Genomic DNA, 13,617 nt, shown 5'->3' with positions numbered 1-13,617 from the left:
GACCCCGCTCCCCCACCGCCTGCTTCCCCACCCGAAGGGACTCCCGATGTGCGGCATCATCGCGGCCCGCGTCTCCGACGACGCGACCCCGTACCTGCTCGACGGCCTCGAACGGCTCGAGTACCGCGGCTACGACTCCGCGGGCATCGCCGTGCGGACGGCCTCCGGCTCCTTCGAGACCATCCGGTCCGTGTCACGGGTGGGTGACCTCCGGACGCTCGTCGCAGCGCGTTCCGGTGACGCCCTCACCGGCACCGGCATCGGCCACACCCGCTGGGCCACGCACGGTGGCGTCTCGGAGCGGAACGCCCACCCGCACCTGGACTGCACCGGCCGGATCAGCGTCGTGCACAACGGGATCATCGAGAACGCCGAGCGACTGCGCACGATGCTCGAGGCGCAGGGACACGTGTTCCGCTCCGACGTCGACTCCGAGGTCATCACGCACCTCGTCGAGCGCGCCCTCGCCGTGGACCAGGACCTGATGCTCGCGGTGCAGATCGCGGCGGCACAGCTCGAGGGGTCGTGGGCGATCGTCGTCCTCGACTCCCGCAGTGGCCGGATGGTCGTCGCTGCCGAGCGTTCGCCGCTGGTCGTCGCCCGGGCTCCCCGCGGGGACTTCGTGGCGAGCGACATCGGCGCGATCGCCGAGTGGTGCGAGACGTTCGTGGCGCTCCGCGACGGTGACGTCGTCGAGCTCGGCGAGTCCTGGAACTGGTCCTCCGCCGGGGTGTCCGTCCCGGTGCCGTTCCCGACGCCCTCGCCGTTCGCGGCCGCGGCGCTCGAGCTCGGCGACCACCCGGACCACATGGCGAAGGAGATCGAGGAGCAGCCCGCCGTCGTCGCCGAGATCGTCGAGCGCATCGCCGCCCGCACCGCCGACGGCAGCATGTGGGTCGGCCTCGGGCCCCCCGGGTTCCACCGGCTCGCGATCGTGGCGTGCGGCACCTCGCTGAACGCCGGGCAGGTCATCGCGACCGCGCTCCGGGGCATCGGCGGCGTCCCCACCGACATCGTCGTCGCCAGCGAGGCGGACCAGGCGGTCCTCGGCCCCGGCACCCTGGTCATCGCGATCAGCCAGTCCGGCGAGACCGCCGACGTGCTCCGCGCCCTCGACCGCTTCGGGGACGCGCACCCCGTCCTCGCGCTGACGAACAACGTGCACTCCTCCCTCGCCCGCCGCGCCGACGCGGTGCTCGACTGCCAGGCCGGCCCCGAGATCGGCGTCGCCGCGACGAAGACCTTCACCGCGCAGGTCGTCGTCGGCGTCGCGGCGATGATCGCGGCGCTCGTCGCCTCCGGGCGGATCTCCCCCGCCGAGGCCGCCGTCCACGTCACCGCGCTCCGCGAACTGCCCGCGCGCATCGAGCACGCCGGACGCGTCGCCGCCGACCGCATCCCGCTGCTGGTGTCGAGCGTCCGCGAGGCGACCGGGTTCCTGTTCCTCGGGCGGGGCGTCGGGCTGCCGTACGCCGCCGAGGGGGCACTCAAGCTCAAGGAGCTCAGCTACCGGTGGGCCGAGGCCTACCCGTCCGGCGAGCTCAAGCACGGCCCGCTGGCGCTCGTCGACGAGGGCACCCCCGTCGTCGTCATCGACCACGGCGAGCACCGGCTGCAGGCCGCGATCGCCGAGGTCCGTGCCCGCGGCGGATTCGTCATCACGATCGGTGGGCCCGGCTCGGACATCCCCGCGCTCGGGGAGACCGGACCGTGGGGTCCGCTCGAGGCCGTCGTGCCGCTCCAGATGCTCGCCCGCGAACTCGCGCTGCAGCTCGGCTGCGACGTCGACAAGCCGAGGAACCTCGCGAAGTCGGTGACGGTCGAATAGCGAGGCAGCCGCGCATGAACCGTCTGACGGTGTTCCTCACCGTCCTCACCGTGGTGGCCGTCCTGGTGACGCTGGTGGTCATCCTGGTGCTCCCCTCGGTGCTCTCCTAGCCGCATCTGCCACAGTTGCGGGCGATGTCCTCCGTCCCGCTGATCTCGTCGGTCCCACTGGTGTCGTCGGTCCCACTGGTGTCGTCCGCTTCGCTGGTGTTCGTCGCGATCCTGGTCGGCGCCGTGCTCCCGTTCGTCCCCGTGGTCGGACGGGTCGCCCGGATCGCCGCGACGATCGCGCACGAGGTCGGGCACTGCATCGTCGTCGTGCCCTTCGGCGGGCGGATCCGCCGCATCGACCTCCGCCCGGACGGCTCCGGTGAGGCCTGGGTGCAGCTCGGCGGTGTCCCCGGCGCGATCCGGTGGCTCGTCCGGGTGCTCAACCTCTACGCCGGGTACAGCGCGCCGCTCTGGGCCGGCGCGCTGCTGCTCACCGGGGTGCTGCACGGGTCGCGGTGGCTCCCGGTCGTGGTGCTCGGCGTGATCGGGCTGGTCGCGCTCGTGTTCGTGCGGAACTGGTTCGGGCTGCTGGTCGTCGTCGGCTTCGACGCGCTGGCACTCTGGGTGGCGCTGCGGCCGTCCGAGGCGACGGTGCTCGTCGTCGCCGCGGTCGGTGCGCTGTTCGTCGTGGACGGGCTGCGGTCGGTGGTGCAGGTCGCGCGCTGGCTCCTCACCGGCGCTCGGGTGCAGACGGACTTCCACATCGCGGCCGCCGAGATGCGGCTGCCCGCCGGGCTCTGGTTCGTGCTGTTCGTCCTGGTGAACGGCGTCGCGGTCTGGCTCGCGCGGGATCCCCTGCTCGAGGTCTGGGACACGATCGCCGCCGGCGTCCGCGCGCTCGTCTGATGCGCGTCGACTCCGTCGCGTCCGAGCTCCGGGCTGCACCCGCCGGCACGCTCCGAGAGCGGTACCTGGCGTTCGTCGGGGAGCACGGGGACGCCGCGCTGTGGCGAGCTGGCGGCTCCGAGCACCTCACGGCGTCGTGCTTCGTGTTCTCGCCGGACCTGGCGCACGTGCTGCTCTGCCACCACCGCAAGGGCGGGTTCTGGGTGCAGTTCGGCGGACACCTCGAGCAGGACGACCCGTCGCTCGCCGCCAGCGCCCGCCGCGAAGCACGCGAGGAGTCCGGCATCCCCGACCTCGAACTCTCCTCATCCCGCATCGTCGACCTCGACCGCCACGACCTGCACGGCGGGTTCTCCTGTGCTGCACATTGGGACGTCGGTTTCGTCGCGGTCGTCCCACGCGACACCGTGACCACGGTCAGCGACGAGAGCGACGACGTCCGGTGGTTCCCCGTCGACGCCCTCCCCGACGCGCTGCCCGACGGCTTCGCTCGGCGGCTCGAGGGCGTCCTGTCGGCGGTCCGGGACGGGGTGCACTGACCCGAACGGGCACCGACCGCCGCTGGTCGTCCGCCGATCGCCGCCCGCCGGTCCACGTTCCGGTTCCTGGCCGTGACCGATCCGGTTCACGATTCCCGGGGATCGTGAACCGGATCGGTCACCGCGCAGAAGGAACCTGGGGTGCCGCGCCGCGCCGCGCCGTGCCGCGCCGTGCCGCGCCGTGCCGTGCCGTGCCGTGCCAGGTCGGCGCCGTCGAACACCGTCCCACCGGGATGCCACGGCCGCCCCCATCCCGTCGTAACCGGGGGCCGCAATGGAGTATCCGCAGAGCGAGGCCTGCGAGAGTACGGACAACAGATCATCGGAGGAATGCCATGTCGAACGACGACCACGGTTTCGCGACCGAGCAGGTGCACGGCGGGTTCGTTCCCGACGCCGGTCACGGTGCGAGGGTGCCCGCGATCCACATGTCGTCCGGCTTCCTCTTCGACGACTTCGACCAGGCGCGCGACCGCTTCGCCGGCACCGACGACGGCTACACGTACACCCGTCTCGGGAACCCCACGAACGGCGACGTCGAACGCCGCATCGCCCTGCTCGAACGCGGCTCCGAGTCGATCCTGGTGTCGAGCGGGCAGGCCGCGGCGACGGTGGCGTTCCTCGGGCTGCTGCAGGCCGGCGACCACGTCGTCAGCGCCCAGAGCATCTACGAGGGCACCCGCGGGCTGCTCCTCCAGAACCTCGGCCGGCTCGGCATCGAGGTGGACTTCGTCGCCGACGCGCGGGACCTCGACGCATGGGCGGCGGCGGTCCGTCCGAACACGAAGGCCTTCTTCGCGGAGACGATCCCGAACCCGAAGAACGACGTGCTCGACATCACCGGCGTCGCGGACACCGCGCACCGGGCGGGTGTCCCGCTCATCGTGGACAACACCCTCGCGACGCCGTACCTGGTCCGCCCGATCGAGCACGGCGCCGACGTCGTCGTGCACTCCGCGTCGAAGTTCCTCAGCGGCCACGGCTCCGGCCTCGGCGGCGTGGTCGTCGACGGCGGCACCTTCGACTGGTCCGCCTCGCCGGAGCGCTGGACGCACCTGACGAACCCCGAGCGGTCCCTCGGCGGACAGAGCTACGTGGAGAAGTACGGCAACCGCGCGTACATCGTCTTCGCGCGTGACGTCATCAGCTCCCGCATCGGCCCGACGCCGTCCCCGTTCAACGCGTTCCTGCTCCGCCAGGGCATCGAGACCCTGAGCCTGCGGGTGGAGCGGCACAGCGCGAACGCGCTGGCCATCGCCGGGTGGCTGGACCAGCAGCCGGAGGTGACGAGCGTCGACCACGCGGGTCTGGCCTCCAGTCCGTACCACGACCTGGCGGAGCGGTACCTGCCCCGGGGAGCCGGGTCCGTGTTCGCGTTCACGCTCGCCGGCGGTGAGCCGGCCGCACGCGACTTCATCAACGCGGTGCAGCTGTTCAGCCGGATGACGCACCTGGGTGACGTCCGGTCGCTCATCCTGCACCCGGCGACGACGACGCACGCCGGCCGCACGCCGGAGGAACGGGCCGCGCAGGGCATCGACGACGGCCTGATCCGTCTGTCGGTCGGCATCGAGGACGTCGCGGACCTGCTCCGCGACCTGGAACGCGGGTTCGCCGCGGTGCGTGGGGAAACCGGTCCGGAGGCTCGGCTCGGCTCCGGGACGGAGCTCGAGTCCCTGGGACACACGGTCCCGGAGCGTCACGTGATCGCGGAGGAGATCTGACGATGGCGGACCTGCAGCACTTCGGGTACTTCTTCTCGCGCGGGTTCGGCCCGCAGGCGTGGGGGCGGTCCGACTGGGACTGGGGCCACGACTGGACGAAGCCGGACCTGTACCAGCAGTCCGTGCGGGCGCTGGAGCAGGCCGGGATGGACCTGGTCATCGCGGAGGACGCGATCTCGCTCGGGAACCCGTCGACGCTCGACCTGCGCATCCGGCAGGCGTACGGCGGCCCGAAGCACGACCCGCTGCTGCTCGCCCCGTACCTGTTCGCCGCGACCTCGCACATCGGGATCGCGCCGACCGTGAACGCGGGGATCACCCCGCCGTACCTCGCCGCACGGCAGTTCGCCACGCTCGCGCACCTGTCGTCGGAGCGCCTCGGCATCAACGTCGTCACCGACGTCGGGAGCGCTCGCCACGCCGGCCTGCCGCCGCTCCCCCACGACCAGGCGTACGACCGCGCCGAGGAGTGGATCACCCTGCTCCGCCGGTTCTGGCACTCCTGGGGGTCCGACGGGTACGTCGGATCGCGTCCCGACTGGCACTTCGCAGACGGGCACGAGCTCGACGCGTTCCACCACGAGGGCGCGTACTTCACCGCCGACGGGCCGCTCAACGCGCTGCCGCTCGACTCCGATCCGATCGTCGTCTCCCCCGGCGGCTCCGGCCGCGGACTCGGGTTCGCCGGGACCCATTCGGACGTCCAGCTCGCGCTGGCGCCGCTGTCGGCGTCCGCGGTGTCGGACTACCGGGCGCGCGTGCTGTCGGCCGCTGCGGACGCCGGGCGCTCCCCGGACGAGCTCCGCATCCTGTTCGTCCTGAAGCCGGAGATCGCGGTGTCCCCGGAGGAGGCCGATCGCATCGTGGAAGCCTCCCTGCACCCGTCCGACGACGACCTCCGCACCGCCGCCATCGCGTGGTCGAGCGACTCCGAGACCGACCTGCTGGCGCTCGACCTCGACGCCCCGATCCCCGCGGGGACCTTCGGCGACCACGTCTCAGCGGGGACGATCCGGGGGCTCGTCGGTGACACACCGGACGCACCGCTCCGCGAGCTCCTGACGCGGAAGGCCCGCAAGGGGCGGGTGTCCTCCCGCTCGGGCTTCGTCGGGACCGCCGGGGAGTTCGCGGACTTCATCGAGGAGCTCGGCGCGGACGCGGAGAACGACGGGATCATCTTCTCCGGCGACCTGCACCCGGCCCAGGTCTACCGGATGTTCGGCGACCTGGTCCCGGTGCTGCGGCAGCGCGGACTCCTCCGGCGCGAGTACGGCGCCGGAGGGATCCGCGCGAACCTGTTCGACTTCTGACGGCGTCAGTGGCGGATCGGGTCCACCACCGAGGACTCCTCGGTGTCGCGGACGTCCTCGGCCGTGCGGAGGATCTCCTCGCGCGGGGACGCCGAGTTGATCGCCCAGTAGTAGATGATCAGCGAGAAGACGGCGACCACGACGATGTCGATCCAGAGCGGGAACACCGGGTTCGTCAGCGGACCGAAGTCACTGAGGAACACGATCAGCCCCATGCCGACCAGGTAGGGCAACAGCCACTGGGCCGCCTTCCAGTCCCACCGCGGCCGGACGCTCGAAGTACCGCGGAACACGTTGTTGAGGATGATCACCGCGGCGCCGATCAGGATCGCGACGCCGAGCTTCCAGTCGGTGTCCCACCCGGTCCAGAGGATGATGAGGTTCGCGACGATGAACGCGATCGGTGAGAGCACCGTCGCCGCGGGCATCCGGTACGGACGCTCGATCTCAGGGATCCGCTTCCGGAACGCCCCGAGTGCGAGCGGCGCCCCGGCGTACATGAGCACCGACGCGCTCGTGATGAGGCTGACGAGCCCCTGCCACGACGGGAACGGCGCGAAACAGGCGCACCCGACGACGAACGCCGTGATGAGACCGACCCACGGCACACCCTGCTTGGTCGTCCACTCGAACGCCTTCGGGAAGTATCCGTTGCGGCTGAGGCCGTAGGAGATGCGCGACGTCGCCGTGACGTAGATCAGGCCGGTGCCGGCCGGCGAGATGATCGCGTCGATGAAGATGATCACGGCCAGCCAGGTGATGCCCGCCGCCATCGCGATGTCCGCGAAGGGACCCGTGTACTTCGTGAAGTCCGCGGTCGCCCACGAGCCCTGGATCACCTCGGGACGCAGCACGCCGAGGAACACGACCTGCAGCAGCAGGTAGATCACGAGGCCGATGAGCACCGACCCGATGACCGCGCGCGGGATGTCGCGCTTCGGGTTCTTGGCCTCGCCGGCGAGCTGGTCCGCCTGCTCGAAGCCGAGGAACGCGAAGATGATGCCCGACGTCGACACCGCCGCGAGGATGCCCTTCGCGCCCTCGGGCATGAAGCCGTCCGCCGCCGTGAAGTTCGAGCCGTGGAAGCCGCTGAACGCCAGGACGATGATGACGAGCAGTGGGATCGCGACCTTCCACCACGTGGCAGCGGAGTTCGTGTTCGCGAGGATCTTCACGCTGAGCAGGTTGATCACGGTGACGACCGCCATCAGCAACACCGCCACCGCGATGCCCGCGCCCGTCAGCAGCTGCTGCGTCTCGCCGTCCACCGTCGTGGTGTGCAGCCAGGGGTGCGCGAACTGCCAGTGCTGCGCGTACTTGATCATGGCCTCCACCTCGATCGGGGCGACCGTGACCGACTGCAGCCACGAGAACCAGCCGAACGAGGCTCCGGCGACGCCGCCGAAGGCGATGTGGGGGAACCGCGCTGTTCCACCCGCGATCGGGAACATGCCGCCGAGTTCGGCGTGCACGAGTGCGAGGACGAGGATCGCGACCCCGCCGATGAGCCACGAGATGATCGCCGCGGGGCCGGCGGTCTTGAGGGCTTCCTGCGAGCCGAAGAGCCAGCCGGAACCGATGATGGATCCGGTCGAGGCCCAGATGAGGCCGATGAAGCCGACGTTGCGCTTCAGCCCGGAATCGGGCAGCGCCTGCGAGGTGGATGTAGCCACAGTTGCTCCTGTCGAGATGAACCACGGCCCCTTTGCAGGGGTCGTGGTCATCGACTCTGGCACTGTGCGGCGTTCTCGGACGATTTGTTAACGAGGTGGAAACAAATGCCCTGTATAAGCACTCAGGCTAGGACTTCTTGGACTTCTTCTTGTCGCTCTTCTTGTCGGCCTTCTTCTTGTCGGACTTCTTGTCGCTCTTCTTGTCGGCCTTCTTCTTGTCGGACTTCTTCTTGTCGCTCTTCTTGTCGGCCTTCTTCTTGTCGGACTTCTTCTTGTCGGCCTTCTTGCCGTCGTCCTTCTTCTTGCCGCTGTCCTGCTGCTTCGACTTCGGGCTCGGTGCGGGCGCGGGCGCGGGCTCTGGCTCTGGCACCGGCTCGGCCCCTGGCTCGTCCGGTGCATCCACGCCGTCCACCGGCTCGACGACGATCGCCGCACCGGTGTCCGCGAGGACGTCGACCGGCTGCTCGGTGAGCTCCGACGCCAGCGCGTCCTCCACCCGCTCGACGGTGAGCTCGGCGGCATCCTCGGCGAGGCGCACGAGCGCGGACGCGGCGCGGAGCCGGGTCGTGCTCTTCCGCGCCAGCACATCGGCCCGAGCGCCTTCGAGGAACGCGCGGAGCGAGCGCTCGACGGCCGATCGGCCCCGGGGCGCGGAACGGTCGAGACGGTCGAGCTCGCCGGCGACCCCGGACACGTCGTCCTCGACGTGCTCGTGCCGGACGGACTCGATGAGTGCGGCGACGGCAGCGGCAGCGCGCTCGACGGCGGCGCTCCGCTGGTCGAGGACGACGAGCATCTCGAAGGTCGAGCCGTACGAGACGGTCTCGAGCCGGACCGGTTCGGCGCCCCTCCCCCGGATCACGAGGCGGGCATCGGGCGTGGGCAGCCAGGCGGTGAGCGCAGCGACCGTGGCGACGGACCCCACGATGCGCTCGTACTCGGCCAGGCCGACTCGTTCCTGCTCTCGCAGCCGGACACGGATCGCGATCTCCTGCACGACGGGACCTTCCACTCACGGGCGCCGGCGTGTTCCTGCGCCTGGTGCGGAGCGTAGTCCTGCCGGGTGAACCGGAGGGGTGACCACGGTGTGACAGCGGCTGCGTCGCTACGGCGTTGGTGGAGATGGGGGGAATCGAACCCCCGTCCATCGCTGCAATTCGACGTCTTCTACGGGCGTATCCGGATGATTCGTTCTGCTCGGCCCCGTCCTTTGCTACCGGCTTCTAGGACGACGGGCCCAGTCTCAGTGCAAGTCCCGCACGGCCCTGAGGCGCAACCGTGCAGCAAGCCCCCTGGATGACGCCGGAACTCAGGTTAGGAGACGATCACCTGGCCGACGGACTTCATGTGCTGGGCTGCTTACGCAGCGAGAGCGAAGTCAGTGCGCTTGGAATTGGCACTTGTTGTTTTCCACGGATCGTTCACGAGATAACCGTGGGTCCTCGGCCCGCTTCCCGTCGGCACACAGGCGATGTCGAAACCGATCATCCCCGTACGGGCCGAGCAGCGAGCCGCTGTCACACTGTGGAGTTTTCAAGGCCTGCTTCCGCAGGCAGCTGTTCAGTCTACCGAACGAACTGGGCGTCCGCTAGTCGCCGAGGCGGTTCTTGGTGCGCATGGCCCGCTCGGCCTCGCGCTTGTCGGTCTTCTCACGGAGGGCCTGGCGCTTGTCGAACTCGCGCTTGCCCTTCGCGACCGCGATCTCCACCTTGGCCCGGCCGTCGTGGAAGTAGATCTGCAGCGGGACGAGCGTGTACCCGCCCTGCTGGGTCTTGTGCGAGATCTTCACGATCTCCTGCTTGTGGAGGAGCAGCTTCCGCTTGCGCCGAGGTGCGTGGTTGTTCCACGTGCCCTCGGTGTACTCGGGGATGTGCACGGCGTCGAGCCAGGCTTCCCCGGCGTCGACGAAGGCGTACCCGTCGACGAGCGATGCCCGGCCTTCGCGGAGGGACTTCACCTCGGTGCCGGAGAGCACCATTCCCGCCTCGTACGTGTCCTCGATGAGGTAGTCGTGGCGTGCACGACGGTTCGTCGCCACGATCTTCTCGCCGCGTTCCTTCGCCATGCGCGTCTCCTCTCGCTGGTCCGCTGCCGGTGTGCAGCCCTACAGCCTACTGAACAACCGCGGCCCGCCGCACCTTCCCGGCGCGGCGCGCCCCGGGACGGCGCGGCGCGGCCCCGGGACGGCGCGGCGCGGCGCGGCGTCAGACCTTGAGGTACCGGCGGATCGCGATCGACGCGGACACCGCAGCGAGGATCACACCGATGACGATCACGGCCGGCACCACGATCGCGGCGTCACTCATCCCGATGAACGCCGTGCCGGTGAACCGCTTCGTCAGGTAGTTCCGGACGAAGAACCAGACCACCGCGGTGATCGCCCCGCCGGCAAGGACTGCTCCGATGGCCGCGGCGATCACCCCCTCGAGCACGAAGGGTGTCTGGATGAACCGGTTCGACGCGCCCACCAGTCGCATGATCCCGAGTTCGCGCCGTCGACTGAACGCGGACAACCGGATCGTCGTGGCGATGAGCAGCACGGCCGCGATGAGCATCAGCGCCGCGATGCCGATCGCCGTGTAGGACGACGCGTTCAGCAGGTTGAAGATCGGCTGCAGGTACCCGCGTTGGTCCACGACGCTCTGCACGCCGGCGACCTTCGACAGGCTCTCCTGCAGCACGTCCGCCTGCGACGGGTTCTTCAGGTTCACCCAGTACGTCTCGTTGAGGTACTCGGGCTTGACGAACTCCGTGGCCGGCGAGTCCTTGAACTGCTGCTTGAAGCGGGCGTACGCCTGCTGCTGGTCCTCGTAGTACGTCTTCTCGATGTACGGCGCGAGCGTGGAGCCCTTGAGCTGCTCCTCGACCTGCTCGCGCTGGTCGTCGGTGGCCTTCGCCCCCGTGCAGTTGCCGGTGGTGTCGGTGTCGGTGCACAGGTACACGGCGACCTGCGCCCGGTCGTACCAGTACCCCTTCATCTGGTTGATCTGCATCTGGAGCAGGATCGCGGTGCCCACGAAGGTGAGCGAGATGAAGGTGACCAGGACGACCGAGACGACCATCGAGGCGTTCCGCCGGAGGCCGGAACCGACCTCGGACATGACGAGCCCGAGCCTCATCGGATGAGCCCCGGGATGGTCTGGATGCCGGTCGTGTTCGAGACGCCGGCCTGCTGGATGGTCGGCAGCGCCTGGGTCTGGTACCCGCCGGACTGCTCGTCGCGGAGGACGACGCCCCCGGAGAGCTCGATCACCCGGCGCTGCATCTGGTTGACGATGCTGGCGTCGTGCGTCGCCATGAGCACGGTGGTGCCTCCCTGGTTGATGCGTTCGAGGAGCGCCATGATGCCCGCCGACGTGGTCGGGTCGAGGTTGCCGGTGGGCTCGTCGGCGAGGAGCACCGACGGCTTGTTGACGACGGCGCGGGCGATCGCCACGCGCTGCTGCTCACCACCGGAGAGTTCGTGCGGCATGCGGGTGGCCTTGCCGTTCAGGCCGACGAGCTTCAGCACGTCGGTGACGGCTTCGCTGATGAAGCCCTTGCTCTTGCCGATCACCTGCAGCGAGAACGCGACGTTGTCGAAGACGTTCTTGTTCGGCAGCAGCCGGAAGTCCTGGAAGACCACGCCGAGGTTCCGTCGGAAGTACGGCACCTTCCGCGAGGACAGGGCACCGAGGCGCTGACCGAGCACGTGGATCTGGCCGCGCGTCGGCTTCTCCTCCTTGAGCACGAGGCGCAGGAAGCTCGACTTCCCGGAGCCGGACGCGCCGACGAGGAAGACGAACTCGCCCTTCAGGATCTCGAGGGTGATGTTGTCGAGCGCGGGACTCGGGTTGCCCGAGTACAGCTTGGTGACCTGGTCGAATTTGATCATGACCGGATCAGGGTAGGTCGCCCCGCTTGGAAAGCAAGCGAGGCGCGCGGCTCACGTCCGTCAGCGGCCGCGCTCAGGACTCCACCGACTGCTTCCGCCAGCGGATGCCGGCGTTGATGAAGCCGTCGAGGTCGCCGTCGAACACCGCTGAGGGGTTGTTCACCTCGTGCTCGCTCCGGAGGTCCTTCACCATCTGGTACGGCGCGAGGACGTACGAGCGGATCTGGTCGCCCCAGCTCGCCGTGATGTTGCCGGCGAGCTCCTTCTTCTTCGCGTTCTCCTCTTCCTTCTTCAGGAGCAGGAGGCGCGACTGCAGCACGCGCATGGCGGCCGCACGGTTCTGGATCTGCGACTTCTCGTTCTGCATCGAGACGACAGTGCCCGTCGGCAGGTGGGTCAGGCGGACCGCGGAGTCCGTCGTGTTGACGGACTGTCCGCCGGGGCCCGACGAGCGGAACACGTCGACGCGGATGTCGTTCTCCGGGATGTCGATGACGGCGGTCTCCGGCATGAGCGGGATGACCTCGACCGCGGCGAAGGACGTCTGGCGCTTGCCGGCGGCACCGAACGGCGACATCCGGACGAGGCGGTGCGTGCCGGCCTCCACCGAGAGCGTGCCGAAGGCGTGCGGCGCGTCGACCTCGAACGTGGCGGACTTGATGCCCGCTTCTTCCGCGTAGGAGGTGTCCATCACGGTGGTCTTGTAGCCGTGCTGTTCCGCGTACCGCAGGTACATGCGCATCAGCATCTCGGCGAAGTCCGCGGCATCGACACCACCGGCACCGGCGCGGATCGTGATGACGGCGGGGCGGTCGTCGTACTCGCCGTCGAGGAGCGTCTGCACCTCGAGGTCACCCATGGTCTTGGTGATGGCCTTGAGCTCGGCGGCCGCTTCGTCGGCGGAGTCCTGGTCGTCGCCCTCGTTCGCCATCTCGATCAGCACTTCGAGGTCGTCGATGCGCTGCTCGGTGTCGGTGATCTTCTTCAGCTCCGACTGCCGGTGCGAGAGCGCGCTCGTCACCTGCTGCGCGTGCTCGACGTCGTCCCAGAGGTCCTGGGCCCCGGCCTGCTCGCTGAGGTCGGCGATCTCGCGCTGCAGGCGGTCGACGTCGACCACCGAGCGGATGTTGCCGAAGGTCTCTCGGAGGGCGGAGATCTGCTCGGTGAAGTCCAGTTCGACCATGGTCACCGAGTCTACCGGCGCGCGCAGGACACGGACGACGGCCTGGAGGCCCGGTGCGGGCCCGCCCCGCCGGTCGCGGTGGTCCTCCCCCACACTCCGGCACGACCTACGCTTGACGGATGCTCTCCCGACGCGACGCCGCCGTACGACTCGACATCCCCATCGAGATGGCGACGCACCACGGGATCCCCTCACGACTCAGCGAAGCCGAACTCGACGCCATCGAGCAGGACCCGCCGGCCTGGCTCGTGCAGTCCCGGGCCAACCGCACGGGCGCCAAGAAGGTCTGGGTGCACCTCGTGTGCGCGGTCTGCGGGTACGACGAGACGGCGCGGCCGAAGAAGTGGTGGCCGGACTGGGACCACCTGGTCTGCGACTACCACGCGCCGTACCAGGCGCCCGAACCCACCGCCGGGTACGTCCGGCGTGAGGTCGAGGGCATCGGCAGCAGGTTCGTCGCCCTGGTCGACGAGAAGCCCTAGTCGACGAGAAGCCCTAGCTGTAGTTCCCCGGGACGTTGTGAACGGGTGACGTAAGTGAAGACCTCCGGGACGATGTGAGTTACCACACACCACGTCGTCACCGGAGGT

Annotated in this window: 12 protein-coding genes and 1 other RNA gene; 6 read left to right on the top strand and 7 right to left on the bottom strand. The window is 69.5% G+C overall.

Annotation, left to right across the window (positions count from 1 at the left end; genetic code table 11):
- Positions 1-46: 46 nt before the first annotated feature.
- From glmS to EDF24_RS15815, 5 genes are all read left to right on the top strand, one after another.
- Positions 47-1,828 (top strand): glutamine--fructose-6-phosphate transaminase (isomerizing), encoded by a 1,782-nt coding sequence (gene glmS, locus EDF24_RS15835; RefSeq protein ID WP_123704155.1) that lies wholly within the window; start codon positions 47-49, stop codon positions 1,826-1,828.
- A gap of 134 nt (positions 1,829-1,962) precedes the next feature.
- Complete coding sequence (locus EDF24_RS15830) at positions 1,963-2,724, top strand: M50 family metallopeptidase (protein WP_123704153.1); 762 nt, start codon at positions 1,963-1,965, stop codon at positions 2,722-2,724.
- Complete coding sequence (locus tag EDF24_RS15825; protein WP_123704151.1) at positions 2,724-3,263, top strand: NUDIX hydrolase; 540 nt, start codon at positions 2,724-2,726, stop codon at positions 3,261-3,263. Before EDF24_RS15830 ends, EDF24_RS15825 begins: the two co-directional genes overlap by 1 nt.
- Positions 3,264-3,598: 335 nt before the next feature.
- A complete protein-coding gene (locus EDF24_RS15820; RefSeq protein WP_260233470.1) occupies positions 3,599-4,987 on the top strand; it encodes an O-acetylhomoserine aminocarboxypropyltransferase/cysteine synthase family protein in 1,389 nt (462 codons plus the stop codon).
- A gap of 2 nt (positions 4,988-4,989) precedes the next feature.
- Positions 4,990-6,297, top strand: coding sequence for an LLM class flavin-dependent oxidoreductase (locus EDF24_RS15815; RefSeq protein WP_123704149.1), 1,308 nt, complete (start codon positions 4,990-4,992; stop codon positions 6,295-6,297).
- A 5-nt stretch (positions 6,298-6,302) separates the two neighbouring features.
- Here EDF24_RS15815 and EDF24_RS15810 read toward each other — a convergent pair whose 3' ends face one another.
- The 7 genes from EDF24_RS15810 to prfB form a co-directional block, all read right to left on the bottom strand.
- Complete coding sequence (locus tag EDF24_RS15810; protein WP_221181389.1) at positions 6,303-7,970, bottom strand: APC family permease; 1,668 nt, start codon at positions 7,968-7,970, stop codon at positions 6,303-6,305.
- A 127-nt stretch (positions 7,971-8,097) separates the two neighbouring features.
- Entirely contained in the window at positions 8,098-8,967 is an 870-nt protein-coding gene (locus EDF24_RS15805; protein ID WP_148070913.1) for a hypothetical protein, read from the bottom strand.
- 117 nt (positions 8,968-9,084) lie between these two features.
- Positions 9,085-9,462, bottom strand: a transfer-messenger RNA (tmRNA) gene (ssrA, locus tag EDF24_RS15800).
- A gap of 96 nt (positions 9,463-9,558) precedes the next feature.
- Positions 9,559-10,035, bottom strand: a complete 477-nt coding sequence (smpB, locus tag EDF24_RS15795; protein ID WP_123653684.1) for an SsrA-binding protein SmpB — start codon at positions 10,033-10,035, stop codon at positions 9,559-9,561.
- Between the two features lie 139 nt (positions 10,036-10,174).
- Positions 10,175-11,089: a permease-like cell division protein FtsX gene (gene ftsX / locus EDF24_RS15790; RefSeq protein ID WP_123704143.1), complete on the bottom strand. Its 915-nt coding sequence runs from the start codon at positions 11,087-11,089 to the stop codon at positions 10,175-10,177.
- Positions 11,086-11,844 carry a cell division ATP-binding protein FtsE gene (gene ftsE / locus EDF24_RS15785; protein ID WP_123653686.1) on the bottom strand — a complete coding sequence of 253 codons (759 nt, stop codon included), beginning with the start codon at positions 11,842-11,844 and terminating at the stop codon, positions 11,086-11,088. Before ftsE ends, ftsX begins: the two co-directional genes overlap by 4 nt.
- 73 nt (positions 11,845-11,917) lie before the next feature.
- Positions 11,918-13,027, bottom strand: coding sequence for a peptide chain release factor 2 (prfB, locus tag EDF24_RS15780; protein WP_123653687.1), 1,110 nt, complete (start codon positions 13,025-13,027; stop codon positions 11,918-11,920).
- Between the two features lie 119 nt (positions 13,028-13,146).
- Here prfB and EDF24_RS15775 point away from each other — a divergent pair, with 119 nt between their 5' ends.
- Positions 13,147-13,509: a hypothetical protein gene (locus tag EDF24_RS15775; protein ID WP_123653688.1), complete on the top strand. Its 363-nt coding sequence runs from the start codon at positions 13,147-13,149 to the stop codon at positions 13,507-13,509.
- Positions 13,510-13,617: the final 108 nt, after the last annotated feature.

The sequence above is a fragment of the Curtobacterium sp. PhB130 genome (assembly GCF_003755165.1).
Classification (GTDB): domain Bacteria; phylum Actinomycetota; class Actinomycetes; order Actinomycetales; family Microbacteriaceae; genus Curtobacterium.
Note: the sequence above shows the minus strand (reverse complement) of the source record. Positions and strands in the feature narration are given on the sequence as shown.